At 68.1% G+C, this 17,151-nt stretch carries 14 protein-coding genes; 12 read left to right on the top strand and 2 right to left on the bottom strand.

Features of this window, described 5'->3' with window-relative positions:
• Nucleotides 1-27 precede the first annotated feature (27 nt).
• The 3 genes from ABS767_RS11160 (at nt 28) to ABS767_RS11150 (ending at nt 3,305) form a co-directional block, all read left to right on the top strand.
• Nucleotides 28-1,080 carry a 4-oxalomesaconate tautomerase gene (locus tag ABS767_RS11160; protein ID WP_408078419.1) on the top strand — a complete coding sequence of 351 codons (1,053 nt, stop codon included), beginning with the start codon at nt 28-30 and terminating at the stop codon, nt 1,078-1,080.
• 135 nt (nt 1,081-1,215) lie between these two features.
• Nucleotides 1,216-2,109 carry an amidohydrolase family protein gene (locus ABS767_RS11155; RefSeq protein WP_408078418.1) on the top strand — a complete coding sequence of 298 codons (894 nt, stop codon included), beginning with the start codon at nt 1,216-1,218 and terminating at the stop codon, nt 2,107-2,109.
• Complete coding sequence (locus tag ABS767_RS11150) at nt 2,091-3,305, top strand: MFS transporter (RefSeq protein ID WP_408078693.1); 1,215 nt, start codon at nt 2,091-2,093, stop codon at nt 3,303-3,305. The genes ABS767_RS11155 and ABS767_RS11150 overlap by 19 nt, the downstream gene beginning before the upstream one ends.
• Here the strand turns inward: ABS767_RS11150 and ABS767_RS11145 are convergent.
• The gene (locus ABS767_RS11145) at nt 3,302-3,754 is read right to left on the bottom strand and encodes a MarR family winged helix-turn-helix transcriptional regulator (protein WP_408078417.1); all 453 of its coding nucleotides are present in this window, start codon (nt 3,752-3,754) and stop codon (nt 3,302-3,304) included. The genes ABS767_RS11150 and ABS767_RS11145 overlap by 4 nt on opposite strands.
• Nucleotides 3,755-3,927: 173 nt before the next feature.
• On the opposite strand from ABS767_RS11145, the gene ABS767_RS11140 reads away from it, so the two are divergent.
• On the top strand, nt 3,928-6,588 hold the full coding sequence (locus ABS767_RS11140) for a TonB-dependent receptor plug domain-containing protein (protein WP_408078416.1): 2,661 nt from the start codon (nt 3,928-3,930) through the stop codon (nt 6,586-6,588).
• 44 nt (nt 6,589-6,632) lie between these two features.
• Here the strand turns inward: ABS767_RS11140 and ABS767_RS11135 are convergent, their stop codons facing one another.
• Entirely contained in the window at nt 6,633-7,112 is a 480-nt protein-coding gene (locus ABS767_RS11135; protein WP_408078415.1) for a MarR family winged helix-turn-helix transcriptional regulator, read from the bottom strand.
• Nucleotides 7,113-7,240: 128 nt separating this feature from the next.
• Here ABS767_RS11135 and ABS767_RS11130 point away from each other — a divergent pair, with 128 nt between their 5' ends.
• The 8 genes from ABS767_RS11130 to ABS767_RS11095 all read left to right on the top strand — a co-directional run bounded on the left by ABS767_RS11130 (nt 7,241) and on the right by ABS767_RS11095 (nt 17,129).
• Nucleotides 7,241-7,777 carry a TRAP transporter small permease subunit gene (locus ABS767_RS11130; RefSeq protein WP_408078414.1) on the top strand — a complete coding sequence of 179 codons (537 nt, stop codon included), beginning with the start codon at nt 7,241-7,243 and terminating at the stop codon, nt 7,775-7,777.
• Entirely contained in the window at nt 7,767-9,071 is a 1,305-nt protein-coding gene (locus ABS767_RS11125; protein ID WP_408078413.1) for a TRAP transporter large permease, read from the top strand. Before ABS767_RS11130 ends, ABS767_RS11125 begins: the two co-directional genes overlap by 11 nt.
• Before the next feature lie 3 nt (nt 9,072-9,074).
• The gene (gene dctP / locus ABS767_RS11120) at nt 9,075-10,115 is read left to right on the top strand and encodes a TRAP transporter substrate-binding protein DctP (protein WP_408078412.1); all 1,041 of its coding nucleotides are present in this window, start codon (nt 9,075-9,077) and stop codon (nt 10,113-10,115) included.
• Between the two features lie 142 nt (nt 10,116-10,257).
• A complete protein-coding gene (locus tag ABS767_RS11115) occupies nt 10,258-11,451 on the top strand; it encodes a CaiB/BaiF CoA transferase family protein (protein ID WP_408078411.1) in 1,194 nt (397 codons plus the stop codon).
• On the top strand, nt 11,448-12,413 hold the full coding sequence (locus ABS767_RS11110; protein ID WP_408078410.1) for a CoA transferase: 966 nt from the start codon (nt 11,448-11,450) through the stop codon (nt 12,411-12,413). Before ABS767_RS11115 ends, ABS767_RS11110 begins: the two co-directional genes overlap by 4 nt.
• On the top strand, nt 12,410-13,579 hold the full coding sequence (locus ABS767_RS11105; protein ID WP_408078409.1) for a CaiB/BaiF CoA transferase family protein: 1,170 nt from the start codon (nt 12,410-12,412) through the stop codon (nt 13,577-13,579). The genes ABS767_RS11110 and ABS767_RS11105 overlap by 4 nt, the downstream gene beginning before the upstream one ends.
• Nucleotides 13,576-14,823 (top strand): CaiB/BaiF CoA transferase family protein, encoded by a 1,248-nt coding sequence (locus ABS767_RS11100; RefSeq protein ID WP_408078408.1) that lies wholly within the window; start codon nt 13,576-13,578, stop codon nt 14,821-14,823. The genes ABS767_RS11105 and ABS767_RS11100 overlap by 4 nt, the downstream gene beginning before the upstream one ends.
• The gene (locus ABS767_RS11095) at nt 14,823-17,129 is read left to right on the top strand and encodes a 2-hydroxyacyl-CoA dehydratase (RefSeq protein WP_408078407.1); all 2,307 of its coding nucleotides are present in this window, start codon (nt 14,823-14,825) and stop codon (nt 17,127-17,129) included. The genes ABS767_RS11100 and ABS767_RS11095 overlap by 1 nt, the downstream gene beginning before the upstream one ends.
• Nucleotides 17,130-17,151: the final 22 nt, after the last annotated feature.

Here is a 17,151-nt window from a genome sequence, read left to right as displayed (position 1 = left end):
CCCCCTCCCCGTTCCGGGGAGGATTTTATGAGCGGCGTCCGCTGCATGTGGATGCGCGGCGGCACGTCCAAGGGCGGCTATTTCCTCGCCGACGACCTGCCCGCCGAAATTGCCGCGCGCGATGCCTTTCTGCTGCGGGTGATGGGGTCGCCCGATCCGCGCCAGATCGATGGCATGGGCGGCGCGGATCCGCTGACCAGCAAGGTCGCCGTGGTGCGCAAGTCGGAGCGCGACGGCGTCGATGTCGATTATCTGTTCCTCCAGGTCTTCGTCGACCAGGCGATCGTCACCGACGCGCAGAATTGTGGAAACATCCTCGCAGGGATCGGCCCGTTCGCGATCGAGCGCGGGCTGGTCGCGGCGCAGGATGGCGAGACGCGCGTCGCCATCTTCATGGAGAATACCGGGCAGGTCGCGGTGGCGACGGTGCAGACGCCCGGCGGCACGGTTCGCTATGACGGAGACGCGAGCATCAGCGGCGTGCCGGGAACGGCGGCGCCAATCCCCCTCGCCTTCCGCGATACCGCCGGGTCGAGCTGCGGCGCGCTGCTGCCGACCGGGAACGGAGTCGACGCGATCGACGGCGTCCAGGTGACGATGATCGACAACGGCATGCCGTGCGTGGTGATCGCCGCCAGTGACATGGGCATCACCGGTTATGAAGACCGCGACACGCTCGACGCCGACGAGGCGATGAAGGCGAAGGTCGAGGCGATCCGGCTGAAGGCCGGACCGCTGATGAACCTGGGCGACGTGACCGAGAAATCGGTGCCCAAGATGATGCTGGTCGCTGCGCCACGCGACGGCGGCGCGATCGCCGTCCGCTCGCTGATCCCGCACCGCGTCCATGCCTCGATCGGGGTGCTGGGGGCCGTCAGCGTCGCGACGGCGTGCCTGATCGAGGGTTCGCCCGCGGCCGCGCTGGCGGTGGTGCCGGAGGGACGGTCGCTGACATTGGGCGTCGAGCACCCGACCGGGGTGACCGAATGCGTGGTGACGCTGGATGAGGACGGGATTCCGGTGGAGGCGGGGATGCTGCGAACAGCGCGGAAATTGATGGAAGGGGTGGTGTTCGGGTGATGCCCGCCACCCTCACCCTTCCCACCGCCTGCGGCGGCGGGCCCCTTCCCTCTCCCAATGGGAGAGGGAGGGAGGCGCGAAGCGCCGGAAGGGTGAGGGTGACTTGCGCAACGATGGATCAGAAGGGGCGATGAATTGAACACCACCGACGCAGACGGCCGCATCCGCAGCTGGACGCTGGAGCCGTCGACGCCGCGCTTCACTCCGCCGCCGGGCGCGGTCGATGCGCATTGCCATGTGTTCGGACCACAGGCGCAGTTCCCGTTCAGCCCCAAGGCCAAATATCTGCCGCAGGATGCCGGCCCCGACGCACTGTTCGCGCTGCGCGAGCGGCTCGGCTTTGCGCGCAACGTGATCGTGCAGGCGAGCTGCCACGGCACCGACAACGCGGCGACGCTGAACGGCATTGCGGTGTCGGGCGGGACGTGCCGGGGCGTGGCGGTGGTCGATCCCGCGATTTCGGACGCCGAACTCGACGCGCTGCATGCAGGCGGCATTCGCGGCGTGCGCTTCAACTTCCTCAAGCGGCTGGTGGACGACGCGCCGAAGGACAAGTTCCTCGACGTCGCGCACCGCATTGCGCGGCTCGGCTGGCACGTCGTGGTCTATTTCGAGGCGGACATTCTCGACGAGATGAAGCCGTTCCTCGCCGCCATCCCCGTGCCGGTCGTGATCGACCATATGGGCCGCCCCGATGTACGCCAGGGGCCGGACGGCGCGGACATGACCGGGTTCCGCGCGCTGCTCGACAGCCGCGCCGACATCTGGACCAAGGTGACCTGCCCCGACCGGCTCGACCCTGCAGGCCCCCCCTATGCCGACTTCGTGCGCAGCGTGCGGCCGATCGTGGAGGCTTATCCCGATCGCGTCCTGTGGGGCACCGACTGGCCGCATCCCAACATGGAGAAAGTACTGCCCGATGACGGCGGGCTGGTCGATGTCATCCCCCAGATTGCGGTGACAGCCGAGCTGCAGCACAAGCTGCTCGTCGCCAATCCGATGCGGCTTTACTGGCCGGAGGAAGCCTGACCATCGGCCCCGCCCGGGCCAGCAGCGGGACAGGTCGGCTGATCCTGCTCGGCGCGATCACCGCGCTCGGATCGCTGGCGATTCAGATCATCGTTCCCGCCCTGCCCCAGCTTGCTCAGGGCATCGACGCCAGCGCCGCGGGCGGTCAGCTCGTCATATCGGTGTATCTGGTGGCGCTGGCGCTGGGCCAGCTCGTCTGGGCTCCGATCGCCGATTTTCACGGGCGCAGGCCCGTCCTGCTCGCCGGGATCGTCATCTTCCTGATCGGCACGCTGGTCTGCGCCGTCGCCGGGGATCTTGCCACGATGCTGCTCGGCCGGGCGATCCAGTCGGTCGGCGCATCCTCGTCGCTGGTCACCGGGCGCGCCATGGCGACCGATACCGCGCCGGCGGGAAAGGCCGCCGCGCCACTGGCGATCCTGACCAGCGTCACGCTGATCTCCCCCGCGCTCGCGCCTGCCGTGGGGGGTGCGATCACCAGCATCGGCGGATGGCGCGCGCTGTTCTGGATTCTCGCGGCACTCACGCTGATCGGCGGGATGCTCGCGCCGCGCATGCTGCCCGAAACGCGTCCCGGTGACCGCGTTCCGCAAAATCCCCGGCGGCTGATCGGCACCTATTGGCGGGTTGCGCGGCACGGCGGCTATCTTCCGCTCGCCGCATCCAATGCGCTGATCAGCGGCGGGTTCTACACCTTCCTCGCCGCCTCCCCCTTCGTGCTCGAAGCGGCCGGAGCGACCCCGGCGCTGGCGGGCCTGTTCTATTCGGGGGTGGCGTGCGCGATCATCGGCGGAACGCTGTGCGTGCCGGTGATCCTGCGTCGCTGGCCGACGCGGCTGAAGACAGGCGGATCCTTGGCGCTGGGGACCGGCGGACTCGCGGTACTGGCGGTTGCGGCAACCGGCGCGAACCTTGTCGGGCTGTTCGTTTCGATGGCACTGATCGCATTCGGCGCGGGATTGACCGGCCCGGCCCTGCTGGCCGAAGCGATCGAGCGGCAACGCGAGCGGGCGAGCGTCGCGACCAGCCTGTTCGGCACGATGCAGATGGGCGGCGCGGCGCTGATCTCGACCGCGGCGGTGCGGCTGGCCCCTGGCCCGCAGCTGGAGCTGGCGCTGATCGGTGTACTGGTGTGGCTCGCGCTGGCCCTGCGCGCCTGGGCGGGGAACGCCGCCGGCGCGGGTCCTACCGCCTAGCCAGCCGCGGGTTCGCGGCGCTCGATCCGGCCGAGCAGATCGAGCAGCGTCGCGCGCTCCGCCTCGCTGAGCCCGGCGAGCATGGCGCGCTCATGCGCCTCGATCTTGGCAAGGCATTCGGTCAGCATCGTGCGGCCGGCATCGGTCAGGGTGAGCGCGAAGGCGCGACGGTCGGACGGATCCACCACGCGCTCGATCAGCTTCATGTCGACCAGTTCGTTGATCAGCGACACCATGTTGGCGCGCTTGATCCCCAGGACCCGCCCGACCGCGCCCTGGTTTATGCCCGGGCTTCCCGACACGACCGCCAGGATGCCCACCAGCACCTGCCGCATCCCGGTTCCGTCCATCGCGTTCGCAAAGTCCGCGGCGAAGGCGCCAAACGCACGACGCAGATGATAGCCGACCAGCGGCCCCAGCGCGCCGACCCGTTCCTGTTCTTCTGACATGCGCCAGCGTGAGCACGATTTCGCACAGTTCGTCAATGCGAGCATGGGGTGGAATGGATACCGTTGACGATATCCACTGTTTATGATCATATCTACTCGAGTCGATAACGACCGTTTCAAACTGGGAGGATGCAATGGCTGGTTCTGGACGACATTTGCGCTGCGCGGGAAGCGTGCTGGCCATCATTCTGGCGACGCAGGCGCCAGCATTCGCGCAGGATGCGCCCGAAACCTCACCGGCCGGGCCGGAAACCCAGACATCCGAACCCGAAGGATCGTCCGAGATCGTCGTGACGGGCAGCCGCCTGCGCGGCGCCGCGCCGGTCGGATCGACGGTCATCGCGGTCGACCGCGAAGACATCGTCGCAGCGGGCGCGATCTCCACCGATCGCCTGATCCAGCAAATCCCGCAGGTGCTCGACCTGGGCGTGAGCGAGAATTCCCGCGCGCAGGGCGGCGGCAGCGGCAACATCACCTATGGCAACACGATCAACCTGCGCGGCATCGGCCCCTATGCGACGCTGATCCTGGTCGACGGTCATCGCGCGGTGAACAACAGTCGCGCGTTCGAGCCGTCGGTCATCCCGACGCTTGGGCTCGAGCGCGTCGAGGTTGTCGCCGACGGCGCCTCCGCGATCTATGGGTCCGATGCGATCGCCGGCGTCGTCAACCTGATCCCGCGCCGCCGCCTCGACGGCGTCGAAGCCACCGCGCGCGGCGGCTGGGGCGCGGATTTCAACGAATATCAGTTCGGGATCGCGGCCGGAAAGGTGTGGGATCGCGGCCAGGTGATGCTCGCTTATGAGCATTCCTATCGCTCGAACCTGAGCGGCGACGATCGCCCGTTCTTCCGCTCCGACCAGCGCGACTTCGGCGGCAACGACTATCGCGTGACCCGCTGCGCGCCCGGCACCCTGCGCGCAGGCGGCGTCTCCTATGCCTTGCCGGCTCAGCTGACCCCGGCCAATGTCGGCAGCCTCGTTCCCGGCACCGTCAATCGGTGCGACGATCTGGTCGGGCAGGATCTGTTCCCGCAGCAGACCTACAACTCGGTCAACGGGACCGCGACCTTCGAGCTGACCGACTGGCTCACCGTGTTCGCCGACGGTTTCTACAGCAAGCGCGAATATGAGCGGCTTCCGGCCTATTTCAGCTCAACGCTGACCGTGCCCCAGACCAATGCGTTCTTCGTCCGCCCGGCCGGGTTCACCGGCACGAGCTATACGATCGACTATAATTTCCGCAACGACCTGCCGCAGGACGTGTCGCGCGGCTTTGCCGAGAACTGGCAGATCACGCCGGGCGTCCGCGTCAAGCTGCCGGGCGACTGGGAGCTGGAGGGCCTGTTCACCTATGGGCGCGGCAACGACCAGTCCGATCAGGTGCGCGGCCTCAACGCCGGTGCGCTGAACGCGGCGCTGGCCAGCAGCAATCCCGCTACTGCGTTCGACCCCTATGGCCTTGGCCGCACGTCCGACGCGACGCTGCTCGCGATCAGCAACTTCCTGACGCTGTCGCCGACGCTCAACGACTTCAACGGCTATGAGGCGCGGCTCAACGGTTCGATCGTCGACCTGCCCGGCGGCAGCGTGAAGCTCGCGACCGGCTATGAGGGGCAAGAGATCGAGACTCGCCTCGGATCGGCGCGCGGCGCGGCGGGCACCCCCGTCACGTTCCGCCGGTTCACGCGCCGCGTCGATTCGGCCTATGCCGAATTGCTGGTGCCGGTGTTCGGCACTGCAAACGCAATCGGCGGGTTCGAGCGGCTAGAGATCAATGCGGCGGTCCGCTACGACAAATATTCGGACGTGGGCGACACCACCAATCCCAAGTTCGGGGTCAACTGGTCGCCGGTCCGCGGACTGGTGCTGCGCGGCAGCTATGGCACCTCGTTCCGCGCGCCGCTGATCTCGCAGATCTATGGCAACAGCAACAATCTGTTCGGGCAGACCTATCAGAACCCGGCGGGCGGTGCGCCGCTGACCGGTTTTGCCTATTCGGGCCCGAACACCAACCTTGCGCCGGAAGAAGCGACCACCTGGTCGGTCGGCGGCGACTGGGACGTGACCCCCAATCTGCGCGTCAGTGCGACCTATTGGGACGTGAAGTACATCAACCAGGTCGACAGCTATCTGGCCGATCTGGCGATCCTGTCGCGCGAATCCGAATTCGCCGGGACCGGGATCATCCTGCGCGGGACCGAGGCGCGCGACCGCGTGCTCGAACTGCTGGCGCAGGGCGTGACGCTGGCGCGCGGCACCTTCCCGGGCGGCAATCCGAACAACGTGACGCTGTTCGTCGACGGGCGGAACAACAATCTCGGCCAGTCGACCACGCGCGGCATGGACTTCGTCGTCAACTGGCGCCTGCCGACCGATACGCTCGGCACCTTCAGCTTCAACGCGTCGGGCGCCTATCTCTTCCACTATGAAACCGCGGTATCGCCCGCCGGCACGCCGCGCAGCCGCCTCAACACCATCTACAACCCGCTCAAGTTCAAGGCGCGGGGCAGCGTGGTGTGGGATTACGATCCGATGCGCGTGCAGCTGACCGCGACGCATGTCGGCGGCTATACCAACACCGCGATCAATCCCAACCAGTCGGTCAAGAGCTACACGCCGATCGACCTCGCGATGACGTGGAATCTCGGCAAGATGGGTGCGCCGTCGGTGCTCGGCGGCTTCGAACTGGGCCTTGAGGTCCGCAACCTGTTCGACCTCCAGCCGCCTTATGTGAACGTCGCGCCGGGCCTGAATGGCGGCGGCGGGTACGATCCGTCGGCGGCGAACCCGATCGGCCGCGTCCTTGCGGCGTCGCTGCGGTTCCGCATGTAGAGGGGGGCACCGGGGGCGGCCCGCGCCGTCCCCGGACGCCAGGGTCAGCGATGGAAAACGGCGTACATCCGGTCGAGCGCGGCGTCGAACACCGGGCGCTCTTCGGGGCTGAGCTGCGCGAGGACTTCGGCTTCGACGCCCTTCATGATGTTGAACAGGTCGTCGAGCGTCTTCTTGCCCTCGGGCTGGATCGTCAGAGCGTGACGACGACGGTCGACGGTGGAACGCTCGCGCTTTGCCCAGCCGCGCTTTTCGAGTTCGTCGACGATCTGCACGGTGATCGACTTGTCGAGCCCGACCGTGCTCGACAATTGCTGTTGCGACAGGCCGGGATTGGCCTCGATCAGCGCGAGCGAGGAGAACAGGCCCGCGCGGATCTTGTAGTGCGCGGTCGCCGCGGCGAAATCGGCCGACAGCTGGTTCTGGACCCGGCGCATGCGAAAGCCGACATAATCGCCCAGGCGGCCGAGCTTCAGCCCACTTCCGGATGCGTCCTCGTCCGGTGTCTTCGACCGCGATTGCACCACGTATGTCCCCTTGTCGCCCCTGGCAATTCGTGCAATTGACAGATGGTTGAAATTATCTACGGTTTTAATCCTACCGTTCAGTTAGACCGCCCCGGCGAGAGGCTGTCAATCAGGAGAGGCAAGGCGTGTCCGACCCGGTGACCGATAGCGCAGCGCCGCTGCACGACGAGGATGCAGCGCCTGCCCCGACCGCGGGAATCGCGGGCCGGGCGGCGTTCTTCATCGGCTCAGCGGGCCTGCTGATCGCGACTGCGGCGGATTCGATCGCGGTGCTCGGTCGTCATGCCGGGTTCGCGCTGATCGGCTCGATCGAGATCGTGCAGGCGGCGATCGTCTTCATCGCCGCATCCTCGATGGTCGCGGTGACCCTGGCGCGCGGCCATGCCACGGTGCATATCCTGACCGACCGGCTCGATCCGGCGCGCCGCGCGCGGCTGGCACGGGTTCCGAACCTGCTCGGCGCGCTCGCGGTGCTGCTGCTGGCGGCTGGATCGGTGATCCTGCTGGGCGACCTGTGGAACGGGCACGAACGCTCGGAGCTGCTGCATATTCCGCTGCGCTGGTTCCGCCTGCTGATGATCGCAGCCTTGCTGTTCGTCGCGATCCTGTTCGTTCGCCACGCCGTGTCGCGCACGGGTCCGGGGGCCGGTCATGGCGCCTGAGCTGGTCGGCCTGATCGGCATCCTGGCGCTGCTGGGCGCGCTGACGATCGGCGTGCCGATCGGCGTCAGCCTCGCGCTGACCGGCATGGTCGGGCTGATGGTCATGCTCTCGCCCGAAGCCGCACTGGTAAAGGCCGGGGTGGTGGTGTTCGAGGTCGCGCAGAAATACGAGCTCGGCGTCCTCCCCCTCTTCCTGCTCATGGCGCATCTGTGCTTCGCCGCTGGAGCGAGCCGCGACTTCTTCGAGGTCGCGGCGCGCTTCGTCGGGCATCGTCGCGGCGGGCTGGGCCTGGCGTCGATCGCCGGATGCGCGGGGTTCGGCGCGATCAGCGGCTCCAGCCTGGCCACGGTCGCCACCGTCGGCTCGGCCGCCCTGCCCGAGATGCGGCGCGCAGGCTATAATCCCGGGTTCGCCGCCGGCGCACTTGCCGCGGGCGGCACGCTCGGCGCGCTGATCCCGCCATCGGGCGCGCTGATCGTGTTCGGCATCATCGCCGAAGTCTCGATCGGGCACCTGTTCACCGCAGCGATCATCCCGGGCTTCACCCAGGCGCTGTTCTACATGATCGCGATCGCGGTGCTGTGCTGGTTCAAGCCGGAGCTGGGTCCGCGGTCGGTGCGGGTCGGCTGGCGCGAGCGGATGCGCGGGCTGCTCGGCATCATCGACATCCTCATCCTGGTCGTGTTCGTCATCGGGGGACTGATGATCGGGTGGTTCACCCCGACCGAAGCGGCGTCCGTCGGCGTGATCGTCGCGTTCGTCCTGATGGCAATCCGCGGCGCGTTCAATCGCGCCGCGATCGGCGACGCCTTTGCCAAGACGCTGTCGACCACCGGCATGATCTACCTGATCATCATCGGCGCGATCCTGTTCGCGACGTTCATCAGCGTGACCGGCATCGCCGACCTGATGTCCAGCACCGTGCGCGAGATGGATGCGAGCCCGGTGGTGATCATCATCGTCATCGCGCTGATGCTGCTGGTGCTGGGATCGTTCCTCGACGGTCTTGCGCTGATGCTGCTGACCACGCCGATCTTCCTGCCGATCGTGCTGGAGCTGGGCTATAGCCCGATCTGGTTCGGCATCTTCCTGGTCCGCACGATGGAGATCGGGTTCGTCCACCCGCCGCTCGGCCTCAACGTCTATGTCATCCAGTCGATCGGCAAGGACATTCCGCTCGGCCAGATTTTTCGCGGCATCGTGCCCTTCCTGATCGCCGATTTCTTCCATCTCGCCATGCTGATCGCCTTTCCGGTGGTGACGCTGTGGCTGCCCAGCGCGATGGGAGGCTGACCGATGCGGTTCCTGTCGATCCTCGCCGCACTCGCGCTCGCCGGATGCAGCGTCGCGCCTGCGCCCACCGCCGAGCATGTGCTGACCTATGCCAGCCCCTACCCCCCTACCCATCCCTTCGGCCTTGCCGATCAGGAGTGGATGAAGTGGGTCGAGGCGAAGAGCGCCGGGCGCATCGCGTTCAGGCCGTTCTGGTCCGGCGCCCTGATCTCGTCCGATATGAGCATGGAAGAGATCCGGCACGGCGTCGCCGATATCGGCCTGATCACGCCGATCTATTCCAAGGGCGGCGCGCATCTGCTGCGCGGTCAGGCGGCCTATTATGGCGGGGTCCGCACGATCACCGATCAGGTCGCCGTCTATGACTGCCTTGCAAACCGCTTTCCGCATTTCGAGAAGGAACTGCACGGCCTGCACATCCTGGCGGTTCAGGGCGGCAATTTTCCCGGCGTGCTGACCCGCGACCGACCGATCCGCAGCCTCGCCGATTTCAAGGGCCTGCGCCTGCGCGCGCAGAGCGACGCGATCGACATCCTGAAACAGCTGGGCGCGGACCCGGTCAACATGCCGATGGGCGAAGTCTATTCGGCGCTGGCCAAGGGCGTGATCGACGGCGTCGTCGCCCCTGCGGACACGATCCGCAGCCTGCATTTCGCCGAAGTGGCCAAGCATTTCACCACGATCCGCTTCAGTCGCGGCGCCTATCCCGCGCGCGCGATGTCGGACAAGACGTGGCGGTCGCTGTCCCCCGACCTTCAGGCGATCATGACCGAGGGCCGTCAGGTGTGGGAGGCCGCGCTCAACCGCCAGCTGCTCAAGGCCGAGGAAGCGGGCATCGCCTATGGCCGGAAGGAAGGCATCACCTTCTCCGCCATTCCCGCGGACGAGCAGCGCGCGTTCGATGCGCTCTACAACAAGGACGCCCGCGTCCAGGCGCAGCGGCTGGGCAAGATCGGGATCGATGCAGTGCCGATCTATGAAGAGGCGCAGCGGCTGATCGCGGGCGGGGATATCCGGTGTGTAACCGGAGAGGCAGCGCGATGAACCTGTCCCCACAAGCCAACGTCACCCCGGCCTTGTGCCGGGGTCCACAGGGCGGCGAGCGCAGCGCGAGAGCCTCTTGTCCCACGCCTGACGCGCCGTGGACCCCGGCACAAGGCCGGGGTGACGAAGGAAAGGAAGGCTGATGGCGGGACTCCCCCTCGAAGGCGTCAAGGTCGCCGATTTCTCATGGGTCGGTGCAGGGCCGCGTGCGACCAAGGATTTGGCGGACCTGGGCGCGACCGTGATCAAGATCGAGTCGCGCAAGCGGCTCGACCTTGGCCGCCTCTCGCCCCCCTTCGCCGGCGGCGGGCGCGACCCCGATGCATCGACCTTCTTCGCGATCACCAACACCAGCAAGCTCGGGGTGACGATCAACCTCAACGATCCCGACGGGATCGCGGTCGCGAAGAAGCTCGTCGCCTGGGCCGACATCGTCGTCGAGAATTTCAGCTTCGGCTATATGGATCGCATCGGCCTCAGCTTCGATACGCTGCGCGCGATCAATCCCGACATCATCCAGGTGAGCGTCAGCGTCGCCGGTCGCAAGGGGCCGCTGGGGCCGATGCGCGGATATGGCAACAGCGCGGCGGCGCTGTCGGGGCTGGCGCATCTGTCCGGCTGGCCCGACCGCGGGCCGCACATGCCGCCCTTCGCCTATGGCGATGTGGTCGCACCGATGTTCGCCACCGTCGCGATGCTCGCCGCGCTGGAGCAGCGCCGCGTGACCGGCGAGGGTCAGCATATCGACATTAGCCAGGTCGAGCCCCTCGTCCACGCCATGGCCGATTGCTTCGCCGCGGAACAGGCGGGCGATGGTGCCAAGCCCGGCAACCGGTCGCGCGCGCATGCGCCGCACGGAGCCTTTCCGGCGCGCGGTGTCGACCAGTGGATCGCGATCGCGGTACGCGACGACGCGGAGTGGGCGGCGCTGGCCGAGCTCGCGGGAATCGACGACGCGCGCTTCGCCACCTTCGCCGGGCGCAAGGCGGACGAGGACGCGCTGGAAGCGGCGCTCGGCGCCTGGACCCGTCTGCACGACAAGCACAGCCTTGCCGACACGCTCGCGGCCCATGGCATCGCGGCGGAAGCGGTCAATGACGGCCGCGACGTCTATACCGATCCGGAACTGACCAAGCGCGGCCATTATCGCCGGATCACGCACAGCAAGCTCGGCACCTGCGACATGCCGGCCCCGCCGCTGCGCTTTTCGGACAGCGCGATCCGCGTCGGACCGCCGCCGAATCTGGGCGAGCACAATCACGCGATTTTCGTCGACCTGCTCGGTATGAGCGAGGCCGAGGTCGCCGATCTGACCGCGAAGGGGGCGCTGGCATGATGCTCTCACACCTTCTCATCGTCGATCTGACCGCCGGGCTGGGCGAGATCGCCGGGCGCATGCTCGCCGAACTCGGCGCACGCGTCGTCCGGGCCGATGCCGGCGGATCGGTCGCATGGAACCACGGCAAGGAAATCGGCGACGCCGAAGCCCTGCTCGCCAGCGCGGATGTCGTGTTCCGCAATCCGGGGCGCGAGCATTGCGAGCTGATCGCCGCCAATCCCAAGCTGATCGATGTCGTCGTCGCGCCTTTCCTGCCCGGCGGCCCCAATGACGCTCGACCCGAGACCGACCTCACGCTGATGGCCCGATCCGGCCTGATGACGATCCTGGGCGATCCCGATCGCGCGCCGATGACGATGCCAGGGCAGCAGGCCTATGCGCTCGGCGGCATTCAGGCCGTCATCGGGGCGCTGACCGCGCTCCACGCACGCGCGGCGAGCGGGACGGGTCAGCTGGTCGAAGTCTCCGCCTATCAGTCCGCCGTGCTCGCCAATTATCGCGAGCCGCTGACGTGGGGCTGGGTCGGGCGCGTCGGCAACCGCACCGGCAATCTGCTGATCCGCGGCAAGTCTGGCGTGAAGCAGATCTGGGAATGCGCCGATGGTCATGTCACCTGGGCGCTGGTCGACAATCCGCCGATGATGCGCGGCATGGTCAAGGCGATGGGTGACGCTGCCGGCCCACTGGCCGAGGTCGATTGGGACGCAATCCTGGTCGCCGACATGCCGCGCGAGACGCTGGTCGAATGGGAGGCAGTGGTCGAAGCCTTTTTCTTGCGCCGCACCCGCGCTCAGCTGGGCGCGATGTCCACCAGCGGCGGCCTCGGGCTGTCGTGGATCGACACGCCGGCCGACGCGCTAAACAGCGAGCATCTCGCCGCCCGCAGCCTGTGGCGCGATGTCGACGGGGTGAAGCTGCCCGGCAAGCTGTGGGTGTCTTCGCTGGAGGAGGGGCAATGACCGCGCTTCAGGGCCTGAAGGTCGTCGACTTCAGCAAATTCCTGCCCGGCCCCTATTGCAGCTGGATGCTCGCCGATCTCGGCGCGGAGGTGATCCGCATCGAGAACCCGCGCGAGCTGGCGAAGCAGCGCAAGGTGTTCGGCTGGGACAAGCTGTCGGACGAGGAGAATGCCCGGCTGCGCGCGCACGACATCCTCGCGCGCGGCAAGAAGAGCGTGCTGATTGACCCCGGCAGCGATGACGGCCGCGAGGCGATCCTCAAGCTGATCGATCGGGCCGACATCCTGGTGGAGGATTACCGACCGGGCGTGATGGCGAGCATGGGCTATGGCTGGCCCGAGATGGCGGCGCGCAACCCGCGGCTGATCTATTGCTCGGTCACGCTGTGCGGTCAGACCGGCCCCTATGCGCGCAAGCCGGGCCATGACCCGGTCGCGCTCGCCATTGCCGGCGCGCTGTCGCGGATCGGTGACGATCCCGAACGGCCCGCCTTCCCCGGCGTGCCGGTCGCCGATCTGCTGAGCGGATCGAACGCCGTGATCGGCATCCTCGCCGCCGTCATCGCTCGCGCGACGACGGGCAAGGGGCAGCAGGTCGACATCGCCATGTCCGATGCGTCGCTCGCGCTGATCGGCAACATTCTCTCGCGCAATCCCGACCTCGCCAAGGCTCCGCCCAAGGGGATGCACCGCGCCGACAGCGGCATCTGGCGCTGCGCCGATGGCGAGTGGCTGGTGACCACCGACATGGAGCCGCGCTACTGGCGCATCTTCGTCGAGACGATCGGCCTGCCCGACCTTGCCGACAAGCAGATGGATCGCGCCGACTGGCCGGCGATGAAGGACCGCATCGCCGCCGTGATGGCGACCAAGCCGCGCGACGAATGGCTCGCCATCCTCGACGCCGCGGGCACGCAGTTCGCGCCGATCCTGACCGTCGCACAGGCGATGGAAGACCCGCACAACCATGCGCGCGGTATGATCCTCAATCTGCCCGCGCCGGGCGGCGGCACGGTGCGCCACACCGGCTGCCCGATCCGCCTTTCCGACACCCCCGCCACCCCCGCCGCCGTCGCCCGCCCTGCGGGTGCCGATACGGCGGAGGTTCTGGCGGAGCTTGGCTACACCGCGGCGCAGGCCGCTGCACTTGAAGGACGACTCCCGTGACCGAAGCCACCCGCGAACGCCCGCTCGAAGGGCTGCGCGTCATCGACCTGACCCGCGCGCTTGCCGGACCCTATGCGACGCTGTTGCTCGCCGGGCTCGGCGCCGAGGTGATCAAGGTCGAGGATCCCAAGGGCGGCGACCTGGCGCGCGACAACAGCCCCTATGTCGGACGCGACGGCATCACCGTCGAGCGCAAGCATGACGACGATGTGTCGATCAGCCACCTGACGCGGGCGCGCGGCAAGCTGGGCGTATCCCTCAACCTCAAGGCGCCCGAGGCGAAGGACGTGTTCCTCGACCTCGTCCGCACTGCCGATATCGTGGTCGAGAACTTCACCGCCGGCACCGCCGAGCGGCTGGGCGTCGGGTACGAAGCCGCCAAGGCCGCCAATCCGCGCATCATCTATTGCTCGCTCTCCGGCTTCGGCGCGACCGCGCCAGAGGGGGGCAAGGCGATGGACATAATCATCCAGGCGCTGTCGGGCGCGATGTACGCGAGCGGCGGTCCGGGCGAACCGCCGGTGCGCATCGGCATTCCGATTGCCGACATGCTCGCCCCGGTATTCTCGGTGATCGGCATCCTATCGGCGCTCGAACAGCGCCACCGCACCGGGGTCGGCCAGCATATCGACGTGTCGATGCTGGGCGCTCTGACCAGCTTCGTCGCGATCGAGAATTGGTCGGCGATGGCTGCAGCAGGGATGCAGGCGCGCACCGGACTGACCGTCCAGCGGCTGTCCCCGTTCGGGGTGTTCGAATGCGCCGACGGCTATGTCGCGGTCGTCGCAGTGCATGAGAAGCTGGCGCAGGGGCTGTTCCGCGCGATGGGTCGGCCCGAGCTTTCGGACGATCCGCGCTTCGCCAATCGCGACAGCCGCGTCGCCAACGCGGTGGTGCTCGAAGAAACGATCAACGGCTGGTCGCGCCAGCATCGCGTCGAGGATGTCGTCGCCGCGCTGGAGGCGGAGGGCGTTCCGGTCGCGCCGGTGCGGCACCCGGAGGACGCATTGCTCGATCCGCGCGTCGTCGCGCGGCACGAAGCGGTCCCGGTCGCGCATCCCAGCTACGGATCGGAAATCGACCTGCGCACCGCGGGGATCCCGATCGTCTTTTCGGGCGCGGATACCGGCTTCGACGACGTGACCCCGATCCAGGTCGGGGAGCATAATGACCAGGTGCTCGCCGCGACGCTCGGCTATGATGCCGATCGCATCGCTGCGTTGCGCGCACGGGGCGTGATCTGATGGCCGACGCAGTGGCGCAGCTGATCGCGGCGTGCGATGATCCCGGTGCGGTGGCCGCACGGCTGCGCGCAGCGGGATGCGATGTGATCCGCGTGCTCGGCCAGGACGCGCCCTATGCGCTGCTGCGCGCCGCGGGTCGCGCCCCGGTGCGCCTCGTCCCCCGCCCGGGTGCGACGCCCGACGCCGATGCGCTGGCGGGCGACGGCACGCTCTCACAGCGTGGGCGGTCGTTGCTGCAGCAGATCGTCGCCGACACGGACGCCACGCCCGTGCTGTTCACGCATGCGGATTCGGAACTGCCGCAGTTGTTCGCCACGGTGCGCGACCTGATCCGCGCGGGCGATATCGCGGCTCGGCCGATCCATATGCTCGACCTCGGCCACCAGCCGCGCGAGTCCAGTCGCCGCTACAACGCCGCGCGGATCGCGCAGCTGGTCGACTGGCTCGGTGGGGTCGATCCGCAGGCGCTGGCTCGCGCCGCAGAGGAAGAACGCGCCCGCCCGGCGGCGATGCGCCCCCTGACCGGCGTGCTCCGGATCGCGGCGATCGGGGCGGCGCACGCGCTTCCCCCAGCCGAATGGCGCGCGCTGGTTGGGCAGGCCGAAGCGGAGCCGGCGGGCGAGCCGGTGCTCGTCCTCGGCTCTGCGCACTTCTCGACGGCGCGCGCACGCGATCTCGCGGCGAGCGGCCTCGACGCGCGCGCCGACGATCAGGACTGGGGCGACCCGCTAGTGGCGGGCTGGGCAGACAGCGCAGTCGCGATCGACGCGCTCGCCGATCCGGCACGCCTGACCCCATCCAAGCTGATCCCCGCCGCCATTCGCGCCGACGCGGCGATCGAACGGATGCAGGCGCTCGGCATCGCCCGCGCGGTGATCGTCGAGTCCGTTGGCGACGAGGCCGCGGCATGGGACGCCGGCTATCTTTCCGACAGGTTGCAGGAAGCGGGATTCGCGGTCGACCGGATCGGTACCGCACCGCCCCCCGCCCCCGGCCCCGATCCCGCACGCCCCGCCCCGCGCGGCGCGGACGGGCGCCGCAGCCGCAAGTCGCTCGCCTCGATCGCCAGCTTCGGCGCCTATCAGCGCGACTGGTTCAAGGGCGTGCGGGCGCAGGTCGCCGCCGGCGCCCCGCTCGCCGTCGTCAACGCCAATTCGCCGCAGGAAATCCTGCGCGCGATGGACGTGCCGTTCGTGGTCAACCAATGGTGGGCGTCGATCGTCGCCGCCAAGCAGCAATCGCCGCGCTATTTCCAGCTACTGCGCGATCATGGTTATCCCAGCGATGCCGAAGCCTATAGCGCGCAGGGGATCGCGGCCGTCTTCGACTCTGACCCGGAACAGGCGCCGTGGGGCGGGCTCCCCCGCCCTGCCTTGGTCCAGGCCCCGATCGGAACCGACGCGACCCCGCGCATCTTCGACCATTGGGCCCGCGAAGCCGGGGCCGACCCGTTCCTGTTCGAACGCAGCATCGAAAGCCGCATCGACTTTCCGATCGACTGGTGGGACCGGCTGCACGACGACTGGGACAGCGCGATCGAGGGCGAACGGCTCGACCTGATGACCGCCGAGCTGCGCGCGGTGATCGCCCGGATCGAGGCGACCACCGACCGCCGCTTCGATCCCGATCGCTTCGCCCGGATCATGGACCTGGTGAACGAGCAGGAGGATTACTACCGCAAGACCCGCGACCTGATCGCAGGCGCGCATCCAGCCCCGGTGTCGATCAGCGACACCATGCCCGCGACGATGGTGCCGCAATGGCATCGCGGGACCGAATGGGCGCGCGACGCGGCGCGGGATCTCTACCATGAGGTCAAGGCACGCCACGAAGCGGGTGAAGCCGCCTGCCCCGACGAGAGGCTGCGCCTGATGTGGGTCGGCCGCGGGATGTGGAGCGACATGGGCTTCACCCAGCGCTGGGAAGAAAGCCATGGCGCGGTATTCGTCTGGTCGATGTACCTCGCGCTCGCCGCCGACGGCTATATCCGCCGGATCGCGCCGGGACAGGATCCGATGCGCGCGCTCGCGGCACGGTTCGTCACGATGGGCGACGAGCTGCGCATGCCGACCTGGGCGGGCGCGTGGCACGTCCGCGAGGCGGAGAGCCATGCCGTCGATGGTGCGGTGGCGCTGAGCGATGCCGATCCGTTCGTGCTGCGCGCGCTGCGTCGCGCAGGGGTGCCGGTGCTCAGCCTCGATCTCGACAACTACAATCGCGAAGCCAGCGATGGCGATGCGATCGACCGCCAGATCGCGGCATTTCTCGAGGGACCGGTGAGCATGTACGCCGCACGTCGCGGCTGAACGCTCTATAGCGCTGAAATGA

It is taken from the genome of Sphingomonas plantiphila (genome assembly GCF_046000505.1).
In the GTDB taxonomy this organism is placed as follows: domain Bacteria; phylum Pseudomonadota; class Alphaproteobacteria; order Sphingomonadales; family Sphingomonadaceae; genus Sphingomonas; species Sphingomonas plantiphila.
This window is presented reverse-complemented; position numbering and strand designations above follow the sequence as displayed.

Excerpts from the sequence above, each read along its gene's own strand:
- ABS767_RS11115 (WP_408078411.1), top strand. The coding sequence starts at position 10,258 with ATGGCGGGACTCCCCCTCGAAGGCGTCAAGGTCGCCGATTTCTCATGG.
- dctP (WP_408078412.1), top strand. The coding sequence starts at position 9,075 with ATGCGGTTCCTGTCGATCCTCGCCGCACTCGCGCTCGCCGGATGCAGC.
- ABS767_RS11110 (WP_408078410.1), top strand. The coding sequence starts at position 11,448 with ATGATGCTCTCACACCTTCTCATCGTCGATCTGACCGCCGGGCTGGGC.
- ABS767_RS11125 (WP_408078413.1), top strand. The coding sequence starts at position 7,767 with ATGGCGCCTGAGCTGGTCGGCCTGATCGGCATCCTGGCGCTGCTGGGC.
- ABS767_RS11095 (WP_408078407.1), top strand. The coding sequence starts at position 14,823 with ATGGCCGACGCAGTGGCGCAGCTGATCGCGGCGTGCGATGATCCCGGT.
- ABS767_RS11160 (WP_408078419.1), top strand. The coding sequence starts at position 28 with ATGAGCGGCGTCCGCTGCATGTGGATGCGCGGCGGCACGTCCAAGGGC.
- ABS767_RS11105 (WP_408078409.1), top strand. The coding sequence starts at position 12,410 with ATGACCGCGCTTCAGGGCCTGAAGGTCGTCGACTTCAGCAAATTCCTG.
- ABS767_RS11145 (WP_408078417.1), bottom strand. The coding sequence starts at position 3,754 with ATGTCAGAAGAACAGGAACGGGTCGGCGCGCTGGGGCCGCTGGTCGGC.